We start from the raw sequence: 13,761 nt of genomic DNA on the forward strand, positions 1-13,761 counted from the left end.
AAACTCGCTACTTGTAAGTAGCGAGTTTTTGTGTGCACAAAAAGACAAGGACAACCTTGTCTTTATGCTTCGTCTGTTACAAATTGGCTGAGAACACCGTTGATAAACTTGGCGGATGTATCATCAGCGTATTTTTTAGCAATCTCAATCACTTCATTGACAGCGACACGATCTGGTGTTTCTTCAAAATAGCTGATTTCAAACAAACCGAGGCGTAAAAGCGTCTTGTCCACAAGACTCAAACGCTCAAGCGACCAGCCAGTCTTTAGCTTTTCAGAGATAGCTTGATCAATCGCTGCACGCTCATCCAAAGTTCCCTTGATGAGATTCATCAAGAAAGCTGGCAAGTTGACCTCAGTCTCTTCGCTAATAGCCTTGTCATAAGTGTAAGCAAAATGAGCTGCTTCTAGCATATTGCCCTCAAACTCTAGGCTAAAGAGAGCTTGAAAGGCACGCTCACGCAAATCACGTCTTGAATCGATAAATCCATTTTTAGTCATCCAAGAAATCCTCATCAAATAGTGATTTCATGTCAGGTTTTGGTGTCTTTTCTGGGACGATACCTTCAACATGGATATTAACCTCAGCAATCACAACTTCTGCCATGTCATAAACAGCAGATTTGACGGCTTGTTGGATAGCCATTGAGACGGCAGGAACATTGACACCGTACTGCAGATACACATAAATATCTGCAATGACGTTGCCTGCTTCATCCGTTGTGAGGTAGACACCTCGGCTGAGGGTTGATTTGCTAAGGCTATCTGCAACGCCTTTGTTACGAAGTGAGTGAACACCGTCAACCTTAGTGGCTGAAATACCTGTTATAACTTCTAAGACACGTGGTGAGATAACAATATCACCGATAGTTTCAGTTGTCATAGCCTATCCTTTCCTTTCTAAAATGATACTTAGGGTTTAGGCACGTGAAACGTATGTGCCTTCTTGTGTGTTGATAACGAGTTTTTGACCCGCTTCGATAAAGTCTGGAACGTTGACCACAAGACCTGTTTCAAGAGTCGCAGGTTTCCCTGAACCTGTTACTGTAGCGCCTTTGATAGATGGTTGTGTTTCTGTTACAGTCAACTCAACAGTTGTTGGAACAGTCACACCGATAACCTCTGTACCGTAGAATTGGATTTTCACTTCAGCGTTTTCAAGGATATAGAGCAATTCTTGCTCAACGTTGGCTACTGGAATTTCGTATTGTTCGTAGTTTTCAGTATCCATGAAATAAGCTGTGCCGTCCATTTGGTAAAGGTATTGTGCTGGACGTGTTTCGATGATAGCTTGTTCAAATTTTTCTTCTGGACGGTAAGTCGTATCAAAAGTTGAACCTGTACGCACGTCACGCAATTTCATACGCATAACAGTGTTTCCTTTACCTGGTTTGTGGTGGCTGGCTTCAAGGACTTTAATCAATTTGCCATCAGCTGTTTCAAAAGTCATACCAGCTCTAAGTTTACTTGCTTCAATCATTATTATTACCTCTTTGTTAAATCTTAATCACTTCATTCTATCATAAATAGCCTGTATTCTCAAATATTTTTTGCGTGCTAAAGGCTTCTTGCCACTAAAAAATCAAGCCATTTTGGCTTGATTCGTCTCATTGATGATAAGTTCTCACTCCTAACTGTCATCGCCCAAGTGCACATGGGGAACGTCGTGCTGTGTATAGGTGACACCTTTTTTCTCAAGCAGTTCGATAGCAAAAGGATGAGGACGGTAAGCCGTCTTGTAGGTTATCTTTGTGATACCAGCCTGCAATAGCGCCTTGGTGCAGTTGATACAGGGAAAGTGCGTCACGTAGATTTCAGTATTATTTGTGGAAATGCCTTCTTTTGCGCACTGGATGAGGGCATTCATCTCAGCGTGAACGGTGCGAATGCAGTGCCCATCCTCCATCTCATGCCCCACCTCGCTACAGTTTTCAAGGCTTGACACCCCACCGTTGTAGCCCGTTGCGATGATACGATTGTCCTTGACGAGAACCGCACCCACAAAAGCTCGATCGCAGGTAGAGCGCTTTGAAATCAGCTCTGCATTTGCCATAAAATAATCTTGCCATGATAGACGATCTGTCATAGTAACCTCCTAGATGATGAGCAGCTCTTTTGGCGCAAGCGTCAACAGCTCACAGCCATCCTCAGTGACCAAAAGGTCATCCTCAATCCGCACACCGTACTTACCATCAATGTAAATCCCAGGCTCATCTGTAAGCGTCATGCCTGCTTGAATCTTCTCATCAGACTTGCCAAAGTAAGGGATCTCGTGGATGTCTAAGCCAATGCCGTGCCCGATACCGTGCGTAAAGTAAGCACCGTAACCCGCCTCATCAATCACCTGACGAGCGACCCTGTCATAGTCTCGGTAGGTCATACCTGCCTTAGCCACGTCCAGCAGGGCTTGGTTACCAGCAAGGACGGTCTCGTAGATGTGCTTTTCCTCATCACCAGCTGCTCCAACGTGAACGGTGCGTGTCATATCACTGACATAGTGCTGATAATAGCAACCAAAGTCCATGGTCAACATCTCGTTATCTCTAATAACCTTGTGACTAGCGACACCGTGTGGCATACTAGAGCGCTCACCAGAAGCTACGATAAACTCGAAAGAAGGTCCAGACGCCCCCAGCTCACGCATGCGAAAGTCTAGGAAGTTTGCAACCTCTAGCTCGGTAGTGACATTTGGCTTGATAAAGTCTAAAACATCTAAAAAGGCTTGGTCTGAAATCTGGCAGGCTTTCTTAATGATAGCCACCTCATGCGCGTCCTTGACCATGCGCAGGCTCTCGATGACATTGCTGGTCGCCTGCAGTTTGTAGTCCTCAAAGACCTGGGACAAGGTCTGATAGAGACTGTAGCTGACTTCGCTGTCAAAGCCAAGTGTCTCAAGCTTGTCGCCTTTGATACGCTTTGCTATTTCAGATAAAGCATCTCGTGACTCGATAATGTCAAAGCCAGTGATACTCTCCTTGGCAATCAAGCTATATCTAGCATCCGTCACAAATAGACGATGCCTGGGGCTAACAAAAACAGTGCCTGCCGTCCCATGAAAGCCTGTTAAATAATAAACATTGGTGAGATTGGTCACCAAAAGCCCATCGCAGCCAGTCTCACCAAGAGCCTCCACCAACTTATCCACACGTTTCTCAAATACCATCGCAATTACCTCCTTAGATGTGCTTGTATAGCCCTATTTTAGCAGAAAAAGTCCTAAATAAAAACTAAAATCTCATAATAAGCCTCAGTCAAAAATCCTATTGGCATAGTCACCAAGCTATGCTATACTAGACCAAGGTAACAAAGTAAAAGGCGGTTCGCTGTGTCTCTAGTTTGGAGGTGGTGCTTATGTACTTAAGACCAAAATCCAACGGAAAGGAGATAACAGGCGGTGTCTGTTTATGAAGCGTTGTCGCTGATGATAGCATTTGGCGTATTAGTAGCAACAATCATGAACAATAAAAAATGACATTAGAAAAACCGTCCTAACACTTTTAGCGAAGCTCAACGGACGGTTATTTTAATATAACTAAATTTGAGTACGGCTAGCCGTCTTAAACGGCGTTACCATGGGGGGACTGTTGGTAGCAGTCCCTTTTTCTATTTCTATTGTATCGCTAATGCGGCAAAGTGTCAATTCATTTGCGTGTAATATGGACGTAAGCGTAAAAGCAAAAAATCCGAAAACTTCGGATTTTTTACATATTCAGTTTATCTTTTAGATATTGTCCTGTGTAGCTGTTTGGATTTTGGGCGACCTCTTCTGGTGTGCCTGTAGCTACGATAGTTCCACCGCCGACACCGCCTTCAGGACCTAGGTCAATCAAATAGTCCGCACTCTTAATCACGTCCAAATTGTGCTCGATGACAAGCACGGTATTGCCATCATCAACAAAGCGCTCAAGAACCTTGAGGAGACGAGCGATGTCGTCTGTATGAAGACCCGTTGTCGGCTCATCAAGGATGTAGAGGCTCTTGCCTGTTGAGCGCTTGTGAAGCTCACTGGCTAACTTCATGCGCTGCGCTTCCCCACCAGAAAGCGTGGTGGCTGGCTGCCCCAAGGTCACATAGCCAAGTCCAACATCCTTGATGGTCTGTAGTTTCCTTGCAATCTTTGGAATAGCGCCAAAGAACTCGACTGCGTCATTGACGGTCATATCAAGCACTTGAGCGATATTTTTCTCCTTATAGTGCACTTCTAGGGTCTCGCTGTTGTAGCGTGTGCCGTGACAGACTTCACAAGGCACATAGACGTCTGGCAAGAAGTGCATCTCAATCTTGATAATCCCATCTCCCGAGCAGGCTTCACAACGTCCACCCTTGACGTTAAAGGAGAAACGCCCCTTTTTGTAGCCACGGATTTTGGCTTCATTGGTCTGAGCGAAAAGGTCACGGATGTCGTCAAACACACCAGTGTAAGTGGCGGGATTGGAGCGTGGGGTGCGCCCGATAGGGCTTTGGTCGATGTCAATCAAACGCTCGATATTTTCAATTCCTGAGATAGACTTGTGCTTGCCGGGCTTGTCAGAGTTGCGGTTGAGCTTTTGCGCCACCGCTTTTTTGAGAATGCTGTTAATCAGTGTTGACTTACCTGAGCCAGACACACCTGTCACAGCAATGAACTTGCCAAGTGGGAACTTAACGTCAAGGTTCTTGAGATTGTTTTCCTTAGCGCCCTTGATTTCGATGAAGTTGCCGTTGCCACTGCGGCGTTCTAGCGGTACTGGGATAGACTTTTTACCAGACAGGTATTGTCCTGTGATAGACTTCTTGCTGCGAGCCACTTGCTTTGGTGTGCCTGAAGCGACAATCTCCCCTCCAAATGCTCCTGCACCAGGACCCACATCAATCAGCCAATCTGCCTGCATCATGGTATCCTCATCATGCTCAACGACAATCAAGGTATTGCCAAGATCACGCATTTTCTTGAGACTAGCGATGAGACGGTCGTTATCTCTCTGGTGAAGCCCGATAGACGGCTCATCAAGGACATAGAGCACACCAGAGAGATTTGAGCCGATTTGTGTCGCAAGGCGAATGCGCTGGCTCTCACCACCAGAAAGAGTACCTGCACTACGAGATAGGGTCAAGTAATTGAGCCCTACATTGTTCAAGAAAGTCAGACGGTCTTTGATTTCTTTGACAATGGGACTTGCGATAGTTTTTTCATTGTCACTAAGGGTGAGGTGACTCAGCAGCTCAAGGTGGTCAGCGATAGAAAGCTCTGAGAGCTGTCCGATATTGAGTCCGTCACGGCCTCCGACACGCACGCTTAGGGCTTGTTCATTGAGGCGGTAGCCGTGGCAGGTCGTACAGGTCAGCTCATTCATGTAGCCACGCATGACATTGCGGGTAAAGTCGCTGCTGGTCTCGTGATAGCGACGGTTGACATTGGTGACAACGCCCTCAAAAGGAATGTCGATATTGCGCTCACCACCAAAGTCATTGACATAGTGAAAATGAAACTCACGCTCACCCGATCCGTACAGCACCAAGTCTTTTTCCGCATCGCTCAGGTCCTTGTAAGGCGTGTCCATATCCACGCCAAAGGCCTCCATAGCTTGCTCCAGCATGGTTGGATAGTAGTTAGAGGAGATAGGATTCCACGGTGCAAGCGCTCCCTCACGAAGCGTCTTCGTATCATCTGGGACAATCATGTCAAGGTCAACCTCTAAGCGACTCCCCAGCCCATCACAGGTCGGACAAGAGCCAAAAGGCGCATTGAAAGAAAAGAGACGTGGCTCAAGCTCTGGCACGGTAAAACCACATACTGGACACGAATAATGCTCTGAAAAGAGCAGTTCATTACCATCCATGGTGTCAATGATGACATAGCCATCCGCTAGACGTAAAGCCGACTCCACCGAGTCAAAGAGACGACTGCGAATGCCGTCTTTATTGACCAAACGGTCAACGACAATCTCAATGGTGTGCATTTTGCTCTTTGAAAGATCTGGCACTTCTGAGATGTCATAGACCTCACCGTCCACACGCACCCGCACATAGCCGTCACGTTGAATCTTCTCAAAAGTGGTCTTGTGCTGCCCTTTTTTCCGACGCACCACTGGCGCTAGGATTTGCATTCGTGTGCGCTCTGGCAAGGCTAGGACACGATCGACAATCTGCTCCACAGACGAGGCTGTGATAGCACCGTGACCATTTGGGCAGTAAGGCACACCGGCCCTAGCGTAGAGCAGACGCAGGTAGTCGTTGATTTCGGTAGCTGTCCCGACCGTTGAGCGGGGATTTTTGCTGGTGGTCTTTTGGTCAATGGAAATAGCTGGGCTTAGCCCATCGATACTATCCACATCTGGCTTTTCCATATTGCCCAAGAATTGTCTGGCATAAGCCGACAAACTCTCGACATAGCGCCTTTGCCCTTCGGCGTAAATCGTGTCAAAGGCAAGGCTTGATTTTCCAGAGCCTGACAAGCCTGTCACCACAACCAGCTTGTCTCGTGGAATTTCCACATCAATATTTTTTAAATTGTGCGCACGTGCACCATGAATGACTAATTTATCTTGCATATTCCTTCCTTTTCAACTTTTTCTGATACTTGTCTACCTATTATAACAAAAAAGCGCTAAAAAGGTGCTGTCAAAAACTGACAGCACGCTTTTCTCCCCAAAATACCCTTAAAAGCATTTCCCAAACGCCCAACTTTTTAGTATAATAGTCTTTGTATGCAAAAAAGGTTAAAGGGGGACGCTATGAAGCAGCTGTTTTTATCAACCGCACTGGATTTCAATGAAATTGATACCTTCGAGCCAGGTGCTTGGATCAATCTGGTGAACCCCTCGCAGGAGGAGTCGGCTCAAGTGGCTGATCGCTTTGGGATTGATATCGCTGACCTTAGAGCCCCTCTTGACGTCGAAGAAACCTCTCGTATCGCTGTTGAGGACGACTACACACTGATTATCGTGGACGTGCCGACCTATGAGGAGCGCAACAACAAGAGCTACTATGTCACCATTCCTCTAGGTATCATCGTCACGGACAATGCTGTCATTACGACCTGCATTGAAAAGCTGACCTTGTTTGACAACTTTTTCAACCACCGTGTGCGTAATTTCTACACCTTCATGAAAACACGCTTTGTTTTTCAAATTCTCTACCGCAATGCAGAGCTCTATCTGACCGCTCTGCGTTCCATTGACCGCCAAAGCGATAAATTGGAAGCTGAGATGGAAAATGCCACACGTAACGAGCAGCTGATTGACATGATGGAGCTTGAAAAATCCATCGTCTATCTAAAAGCTTCCCTCAAGATGAACGAGAGAATCGTCAAAAAACTCTCAGGCAATGCCAGCAGTCTTAAAAAATACATCGAAGACGAGGATTTGCTTGAAGATACCTTGATTGAGACCCAGCAGGCGATTGAGATGGCGACCATTTATGAAAATGTCTTGAATGCCATGACGGAAACCTCTGCTGCTATCATCTCAAACAACCAAAACACCATCATGAAAACCCTAGCTCTGATGACAATGGCGTTGGATATCCCGACCGTTATCTTCTCAGCTTACGGCATGAACTTTCAAAACAACTGGCTACCGCTCAATGACAAGCCCTATGCCTTCTGGTACGTTGTCTTGATTGCAGCTGGGCTTAGCTTGATGGTTGTTGCCTACTTCATCCGCAAAAAATGGTTCTAAACACTATACATCTAAGGAGTTCCTATGAATACTGAAAGCTTATCTCAACTCACCAAAAAAAATCAAGAGTTTATCCACATCGCGACAAAACAACTCACCCAAGACGGCAAATCTCAAGAAGAGATTGACGCTATCTTTGATGAGGTTCTACCAAGTATCCTTGACAATCAAGAAAAAGGTATCCCTGCTAGAAGCTTTCTAGGCGCACCGACGGTTTGGGCAGGCAGCTTTACACCAAAAGAAGAGGATAAAAAACAGCAGAAATCACAAAAGAACACCAATCCTTGGCTCATGTGGCTGGACACTTCCCTTCTTTTCATCGGTATTATCGCCCTTATCAATGGCTTGATGCTCCTTTTCAACTCTAAAGCCACCAACTCAGGTATCTTTTCTATCCTGTCTATCGGTTTTGGGGGTGGGGGTGCGATGTACGCTACTTACTACTTCGTTTATCGCCATCTTGGCAAACCAAAAGGTGAACGTCCTGGCTGGCTCAAGTCCATCGCCATGATTGCACTTGCTATGTTTGCTTGGATCGTCCTTATCACAGTCATCAATCTCATCATCCCAGCTGGGCTCAATAGCAACCTGCCATCTTGGGCACTCTTTGTCATCTCACTAGCAGCCTTTGGTCTACGCTACTACATGCAAAAGAAATACAATGTCCAAAACAGCTTGGCACCTGTACAAAATTAAATGATTCCCTAAAAAGCTAGACTGTGAGCAAGATTGCCCCTAGTTCTAGCTTTTTTATTATCTTGTGTTATAATAATAGTATGAAAAACTCATGGTCAAAAGAAGGACTCACAGCAGCTCAGGTTGAAGAGCAAAAAGCTGCTGGTCATATCAATCAAATTTCAAAACAAGGACAAAATACATACTGGCTTATCTTTAAGCGCAATGTCTTTACATTATTTAATCTCTTAAACCTTTTTATCGTCATTGCACTACTTGCAGTCAAGGCTTGGTCTGACACGGTCTTTTTCAGTGTCATCATCATCAATGCCTGCTCTGGTATCCTCGTTGAGGTACGTGCCAAGTGGATGATTGACAGGCTCAATCTCATCAGTCAAGATCTGGTAGAGGTCATCCGAGACGGCAAAACAGAAAAATTGCCACCAGACCAGCTGGTACTGGGGGATTTGATTACCCTCTCAACGGGAGATCAAGTGCCTAGTGACGCTAGAGTCGTTAATGGCTTTGCTGAACTCAATGAAGCCATGCTGACAGGAGAGAGCGACCTTGTGCCTAAGACAGCAGATAGCGAGATTCTCGCTGGGAGCTTTCTGGTCAGCGGACACATCATGGCTATCGTCCAAAAGGTCGGCGATGACAACTACGCTAGCAAGCTCATGCTAGAAGCCAAAAAAGACAAGGCTGTCGGCTCTCGTATCATCCAAGCCCTCGATCGTGTGGCGTCTTTCACAGGAAAAATCATCCTGCCATTTGGGATTGGACTGCTCCTAGAAGCTCTCTATCTCAAGAGTCTACCAACTAAGATAGCTGTCGTCTACACCTCGACACCACTTCTAGGGATGTTGCCAAAAGGCATTGCTCTCTTGACAATCACAGCTCTGCTGACTGCGGTCATCAAGCTGGGGCGTAAGAAGGTCTTGGTACAGGAGATGTATTCTGTTGAGACCTTAGCGCATGTAGACACGCTCTGCCTTGACAAGACAGGTACCATTACCGAGGGAAAAATGCGACTTGAGCGCACTATTCCTCTAGGGGACACGCCAGTCGAGCTCTTTGAAAATTACCTGTCCACCTACATCACAGCAAGCGAGGACAGCAATCCTACTGCTCGTGCCATTAGACAAGTATACGGCAAGGGTGCCAGTCAACATGTCGTCACCGCTATTCCCTTTTCCAGCCAGAGAAAATGGGGCGCTATCTCTTTTTCAGACATCGGCTCACTCTATCTAGGAGCGCCAGAGCTGTTGATAAGCGAGCAGCCAAGAGCCATGCTAGAAGCGCAAGCTCAAGGCTCAAGGACGCTTGTCCTCTGCCACAGCAAGAAGCCTTTGCGAGCGGATTTTGAGCATCCTGCGGATGACTTGGTGCCGCTTGGGCTCTTGATTATCGCAGACCCTATCCGAAAGGGAGTGACCTCAACGCTTGACTACCTCAAAAGCCAAGATGTTGATTTGCGTATCATCTCTGGAGACAACCCTGTCACCGTCTCCAATATCGCTAGAAAAGCAGGCTTTGACAACTACCAGTCCTATATCGATTGCTCTGTCCTATCAGAGACCGAACTGTCTGCCAAAATCCCTGAGACAACCATTTTTGGGCGAGTCTCACCTGAGCAAAAACGCCAAATCGTCCGTGAGTTAAAAGAGCAAGAACGTACCGTCGCTATGACAGGAGATGGTGTCAACGACATCCTAGCGCTACGTGAGGCAGACTGCTCCATTGCTATGGCTGAGGGTGACCCTGCCACTCGCCAAGTGGCTAATCTCGTGCTCTTAGAGTCTGACTTTAACGACGTGCCAGAGATTTTATTTGAAGGGCGCCGTGTCGTCAACAACATCGCTCGTGTCGCTCCTATCTTTCTAGTTAAAACGGTCTACTCCTTTGCGCTAGCTCTCCTTTGCTTGATTAGTCCTTTGTTTGGCGATGTGATTATTTTTCCATTTACACCACTTCAAGTGACTGTTGTCGACCAGTTTATGGAGGGATTGCCACCGTTTCTTCTCAGCTTTGAGAGAAACAACAAGCTGGTTGAAAAAGATTTCTTACGCTTGGCAGTTCTCAAGGCGATTCCAAGTGGGCTTTTGATTACAGCTGGACTTTTAGTCAGTCGCATTCTAGGGCACTTCTTTTCTTGGAGCTTGCCAGAGCAGGCTGCACTTGCCTACTACATCCTAGGACTTGTGACACTGCTTTCTGTCTTGCGAGCAAGTCTGCCACTCAACCTCTGGCGTGGTCTGCTGCTCTTTTTCTGGTCTTTCCTAGGCTTTATGATTTCAGCTTACTACCTCAGTCCTTTCTTGCAAATCAAGGTCACAAGCCACATCTTTACACCGCTTATCGTCTTTATGGCGGTAGCTAGCCTTATCTTCTTTTGGGCAGATCATTGGCTCAAAAAACACTACACAAGCTAAAAAGCCCTTGACAAGGGCTTTTTTAGGTTATTAAACAAAACGAAAGAGCCCCAGTGCACTAGGACTCTCTCAGGAGATTTATGAAAAAGAAAAGTTTTAGGATGACTATAGTATAGCTAGAACAGCTTAAAGAAACCTTAAAGTATATATTGACAGTTGTTACTTTTTACGAGACATCTTTCTTGACCTTATTAAAAGTGTGTGGTACTATCGGTATAATATTTCTAAATAGAACTTTTTTAGAGAGGAGATTTCATGCCAGCCAGTAAAAAAGGCGGTTATCTAACCTTACACATCCAGCTGTTAAATGCGAGGCTCTTCAACCACCTCTTGGCTGCTGACGGGCGAGCCCTCTATTCAGCAGAGCAGGGGAAAATCCTCTCAAGCCTGTGGGAAAAAGAGCCACAGACAGCAACGGAGCTCGCAGGTCATACAGGACTTGCCAATAACACACTAACAGCCATGCTCAAGCGCTTGATAGACCAAAAGCTCATCCAATGTCTATCACATCCACAGGATAAGCGCAAAAAACTCTACATACTCACAGCCCTTGGAAAAGAACAGGAAATTATCGGCGATAAGGTCAGTCAGCAATTAGCCGACATCTTTTATCAAGGCTTTTCAGAAGAAGAGATTGAGCAGGCAGACGGCTACCTAGAACGTATCCTCCACAACCTAGAGGACGGACTCAAAAGAAAAAAAGGAAAATAAATCACCAAAACTGATAGAAAGAGGATTATATGATTGACTTTTCACACGTAAGTCAACAGTACGGAGAGAGAGTTGTCTTATCGGACATTACACTCCATATCAAGCGGGGCGAGTTTTTTGCGCTGGTAGGTCCTAGCGGTAGCGGAAAAACCACACTTTTAAAAATGCTTAACCGTTTGATTACACCAACTGCTGGCAATATTTTGCGAAACGGCGTTGCTATTGACACCATCAATCTTAGGCAATTACGTCTTGAAACAGGCTATGTCTTACAGCAAATCGCACTCTTTCCAAACCTTACCGTGGCAGAAAATATCGAACTCATCCCAGAGATGAAAGGCTGGGACGCCAAGAGACGCAGGGAAGAAAGCGACATTCTCCTTCAAAAAGTGGGGCTTGCTCCTAGCAAATACCGCCACCGCTATCCAAGTGAGCTCTCTGGTGGCGAGCAGCAGCGTATCGGAATTTTACGGGCTATCATCACCAATCCTGAGTTGCTTTTGATGGACGAGCCTTTTTCAGCGCTTGACCCCATCTCACGCAGGCAACTGCAAGACTTGACCAAGAGCCTACAAAAAGAGCTTGGCATGACGCTTGTCTTTGTCACCCATGATATGAAAGAAGCCATGCGACTGGCTGATCGCATTTGTATCATCAATCAAGGCAAAATCGTCCAAGTAGACAGCCCGCAGGCTATCAAAGAAGCACCGAAAAACGCCTTTGTTGCCCAACTTTTTGAGACGGAGGATTAGACCATGGCTGCACTCATTTCAACATTTACCGACCGTTTTGGGGAGTGGACGACAAGTCTCCTTGAGCATTTGCAAATTTCACTTTTGAGTTTGCTCCTTGCCATGCTGATTGCCATTCCGCTAGGCATTGTCACAAGCAACTATAAGCGCCTAAGCAGCCTTGTCCTGCAAATCACAGGTATCTTTCAGACCATCCCTTCACTTGCCTTACTCGGACTATTTATCCCATTTATGGGAATCGGGACACTGCCTGCAACAGTCGCCCTTGTCCTCTATGCTATCTTTCCGATTTTGCAAAACACCATCACCGCCATCCGGCAGATTGACCCCAATCTGATTGAGGCGGCGACAGCTTTTGGGATGACACGCTGGGAGCGTCTGAAAAAGTTTGAGCTAGCGCTGAGTCTACCTGTCATCGTCTCTGGTGTGCGCACCTCAGTTGTCATGATTATCGGAACCGCAACGCTGGCGAGTCTAGTCGGCGCAGGTGGGCTTGGCTCCTTTATTCTTCTCGGTATCGATCGCAACAACCCCTCGCTCATCCTCATCGGCGCCATCTCATCGGCTCTACTCGCTCTTTTATTTAGCCTTGTCATCGGTCTTTTGGAAAAGGCAAAGCTTAAAACCATTTTGCTATCACTCCTTGTTATGATTGTAGGGCTTGGGGCTTCTTATGCGCCACAGTGGCTGCCGCAGAAAAAACAAGAAACACTAATCGTCGCTGGGAAAATGGGCGTTGAGCCTGATATTCTCATCCATATGTACAAGCTCCTCATCGAGGACAGCACAGACATCAAAGTCACTACAAAACCAAACTTTGGCAAGACCTCCTTTCTCTACGAGGCGCTCAAAGCAGGTGATATTGACATCTATCCAGAGTTTACAGGCACCATCACCTCAAGCCTCTTAAAAAATCCACCACAGGTCGAAAGCGACCCCACAGCCGTCTACAAAGCTGCAAAGACAGGCATTTTAAAGCAGGACAAGCTAGCGCTCCTAAAGCCTATGGCTTACCAAAACACCTATGCCATCGCTGTCAAAAAAAGCTACGCCAAAGAGCACAATCTCAAGACCATCAGTGACCTCAAAAAGGTCGAAAACACCGCAAAAGCTGGCTTTACACTAGAGTTTAACGACCGTGAGGATGGCAATCTAGGGCTCAAAAACCTCTACGGCTTAAACCTCTCGGTCTCCACTATGGAGCCCTCACTCAGATACCAAGCCATCAATGCTAGTGAGGTCCAGATTATCGACGCCTACTCAACAGATAGCGAGTTGATTCAGTATGACCTGACAACGCTAAAAGACGATAAACAGCTCTTTCCGTCCTACCAAGGGGCTCCGCTCATGACAGAGGAAACCCGAAAGAAATACCCACAGGTCGAAAAAGCTCTCAACAAGCTAGCAGGAAAGATTTCCGAAAAAGACATGCAAGAGATGAACTACGCTGTCGCAGTCAAGGGCAAATCTGCCTCCACCGTCGCTAAAAACTACCTCACCAAACACCGACTACTAAGCAAAAACTAAAGGAGAC

General features: G+C 46.3%; 13 protein-coding genes. 7 read left to right on the forward strand and 6 right to left on the reverse strand.

Translation table 11 applies throughout. The features are described 5' to 3' along the window. Positions 1-62: 62 nt before the first annotated feature. The 5 genes from nusB to G5B60_RS09280 all read right to left on the reverse strand — a co-directional run bounded on the left by nusB (position 63) and on the right by G5B60_RS09280 (position 3,162). Entirely contained in the window at positions 63-500 is a 438-nt protein-coding gene (nusB, locus tag G5B60_RS09260) for a transcription antitermination factor NusB (RefSeq protein ID WP_164683736.1), read from the reverse strand. Continuing rightward, the gene (locus tag G5B60_RS09265; protein ID WP_164683737.1) at positions 493-882 is read right to left on the reverse strand and encodes an Asp23/Gls24 family envelope stress response protein; all 390 of its coding nucleotides are present in this window, start codon (positions 880-882) and stop codon (positions 493-495) included. Before G5B60_RS09265 ends, nusB begins: the two co-directional genes overlap by 8 nt. A gap of 36 nt (positions 883-918) precedes the next feature. After that, entirely contained in the window at positions 919-1,479 is a 561-nt protein-coding gene (efp, locus tag G5B60_RS09270) for an elongation factor P (protein ID WP_164683738.1), read from the reverse strand. Positions 1,480-1,629: 150 nt separating this feature from the next. Beyond that, positions 1,630-2,085, reverse strand: coding sequence for a deoxycytidylate deaminase (locus G5B60_RS09275; RefSeq protein WP_164683739.1), 456 nt, complete (start codon positions 2,083-2,085; stop codon positions 1,630-1,632). 9 nt (positions 2,086-2,094) lie between these two features. Beyond that, positions 2,095-3,162 (reverse strand): M24 family metallopeptidase, encoded by a 1,068-nt coding sequence (locus tag G5B60_RS09280; protein ID WP_164683740.1) that lies wholly within the window; start codon positions 3,160-3,162, stop codon positions 2,095-2,097. A 258-nt stretch (positions 3,163-3,420) separates the two neighbouring features. Between G5B60_RS09280 and G5B60_RS11495 the strand changes: the two genes are divergently transcribed. After that, on the forward strand, positions 3,421-3,471 hold the full coding sequence (locus tag G5B60_RS11495; protein WP_241154561.1) for a hypothetical protein: 51 nt from the start codon (positions 3,421-3,423) through the stop codon (positions 3,469-3,471). A 229-nt stretch (positions 3,472-3,700) separates the two neighbouring features. Here G5B60_RS11495 and uvrA read toward each other — a convergent pair whose 3' ends face one another. Next, positions 3,701-6,529, reverse strand: a complete 2,829-nt coding sequence (gene uvrA, locus G5B60_RS09285; RefSeq protein WP_164683741.1) for an excinuclease ABC subunit UvrA — start codon at positions 6,527-6,529, stop codon at positions 3,701-3,703. A gap of 183 nt (positions 6,530-6,712) precedes the next feature. Here uvrA and G5B60_RS09290 point away from each other — a divergent pair, with 183 nt between their 5' ends. The 6 genes from G5B60_RS09290 to G5B60_RS09315 all read left to right on the forward strand — a co-directional run bounded on the left by G5B60_RS09290 (position 6,713) and on the right by G5B60_RS09315 (position 13,754). Continuing rightward, entirely contained in the window at positions 6,713-7,657 is a 945-nt protein-coding gene (locus G5B60_RS09290) for a magnesium transporter CorA family protein (RefSeq protein WP_115271018.1), read from the forward strand. Positions 7,658-7,681: 24 nt separating this feature from the next. Next, entirely contained in the window at positions 7,682-8,353 is a 672-nt protein-coding gene (locus tag G5B60_RS09295; RefSeq protein WP_164683742.1) for a DUF1129 domain-containing protein, read from the forward strand. 80 nt (positions 8,354-8,433) lie between these two features. After that, complete coding sequence (locus G5B60_RS09300) at positions 8,434-10,764, forward strand: HAD-IC family P-type ATPase (protein WP_164683743.1); 2,331 nt, start codon at positions 8,434-8,436, stop codon at positions 10,762-10,764. Between the two features lie 255 nt (positions 10,765-11,019). After that, positions 11,020-11,475 carry a MarR family winged helix-turn-helix transcriptional regulator gene (locus tag G5B60_RS09305; protein ID WP_164683744.1) on the forward strand — a complete coding sequence of 152 codons (456 nt, stop codon included), beginning with the start codon at positions 11,020-11,022 and terminating at the stop codon, positions 11,473-11,475. A gap of 29 nt (positions 11,476-11,504) precedes the next feature. Further along, entirely contained in the window at positions 11,505-12,227 is a 723-nt protein-coding gene (locus tag G5B60_RS09310; RefSeq protein ID WP_164683745.1) for an ABC transporter ATP-binding protein, read from the forward strand. 3 nt (positions 12,228-12,230) lie between these two features. Continuing rightward, positions 12,231-13,754 (forward strand): ABC transporter permease/substrate-binding protein, encoded by a 1,524-nt coding sequence (locus tag G5B60_RS09315; protein ID WP_164683746.1) that lies wholly within the window; start codon positions 12,231-12,233, stop codon positions 13,752-13,754. The last annotated feature ends 7 nt before the right edge of the window (positions 13,755-13,761 follow it).

The organism is Streptococcus hyointestinalis, from assembly GCF_011039275.1.
Classification (GTDB): domain Bacteria; phylum Bacillota; class Bacilli; order Lactobacillales; family Streptococcaceae; genus Streptococcus; species Streptococcus hyointestinalis_A.

Bases quoted from the DNA above. Each gene is read 5' to 3' on its own strand.
- efp (WP_164683738.1), bottom strand. From the start codon at position 1,479: ATGATTGAAGCAAGTAAACTTAGAGCTGGTATGACTTTTGAAACAGCT.
- G5B60_RS09310 (WP_164683745.1), top strand. From the start codon at position 11,505: ATGATTGACTTTTCACACGTAAGTCAACAGTACGGAGAGAGAGTTGTC.
- G5B60_RS09315 (WP_164683746.1), top strand. From the start codon at position 12,231: ATGGCTGCACTCATTTCAACATTTACCGACCGTTTTGGGGAGTGGACG.
- G5B60_RS09280 (WP_164683740.1), bottom strand. From the start codon at position 3,162: ATGGTATTTGAGAAACGTGTGGATAAGTTGGTGGAGGCTCTTGGTGAG.
- G5B60_RS09275 (WP_164683739.1), bottom strand. From the start codon at position 2,085: ATGACAGATCGTCTATCATGGCAAGATTATTTTATGGCAAATGCAGAG.
- nusB (WP_164683736.1), bottom strand. From the start codon at position 500: ATGACTAAAAATGGATTTATCGATTCAAGACGTGATTTGCGTGAGCGT.
- uvrA (WP_164683741.1), bottom strand. From the start codon at position 6,529: ATGCAAGATAAATTAGTCATTCATGGTGCACGTGCGCACAATTTAAAA.
- G5B60_RS09295 (WP_164683742.1), top strand. From the start codon at position 7,682: ATGAATACTGAAAGCTTATCTCAACTCACCAAAAAAAATCAAGAGTTT.
- G5B60_RS09265 (WP_164683737.1), bottom strand. From the start codon at position 882: ATGACAACTGAAACTATCGGTGATATTGTTATCTCACCACGTGTCTTA.
- G5B60_RS09300 (WP_164683743.1), top strand. From the start codon at position 8,434: ATGAAAAACTCATGGTCAAAAGAAGGACTCACAGCAGCTCAGGTTGAA.
- G5B60_RS09305 (WP_164683744.1), top strand. From the start codon at position 11,020: ATGCCAGCCAGTAAAAAAGGCGGTTATCTAACCTTACACATCCAGCTG.
- G5B60_RS09290 (WP_115271018.1), top strand. From the start codon at position 6,713: ATGAAGCAGCTGTTTTTATCAACCGCACTGGATTTCAATGAAATTGAT.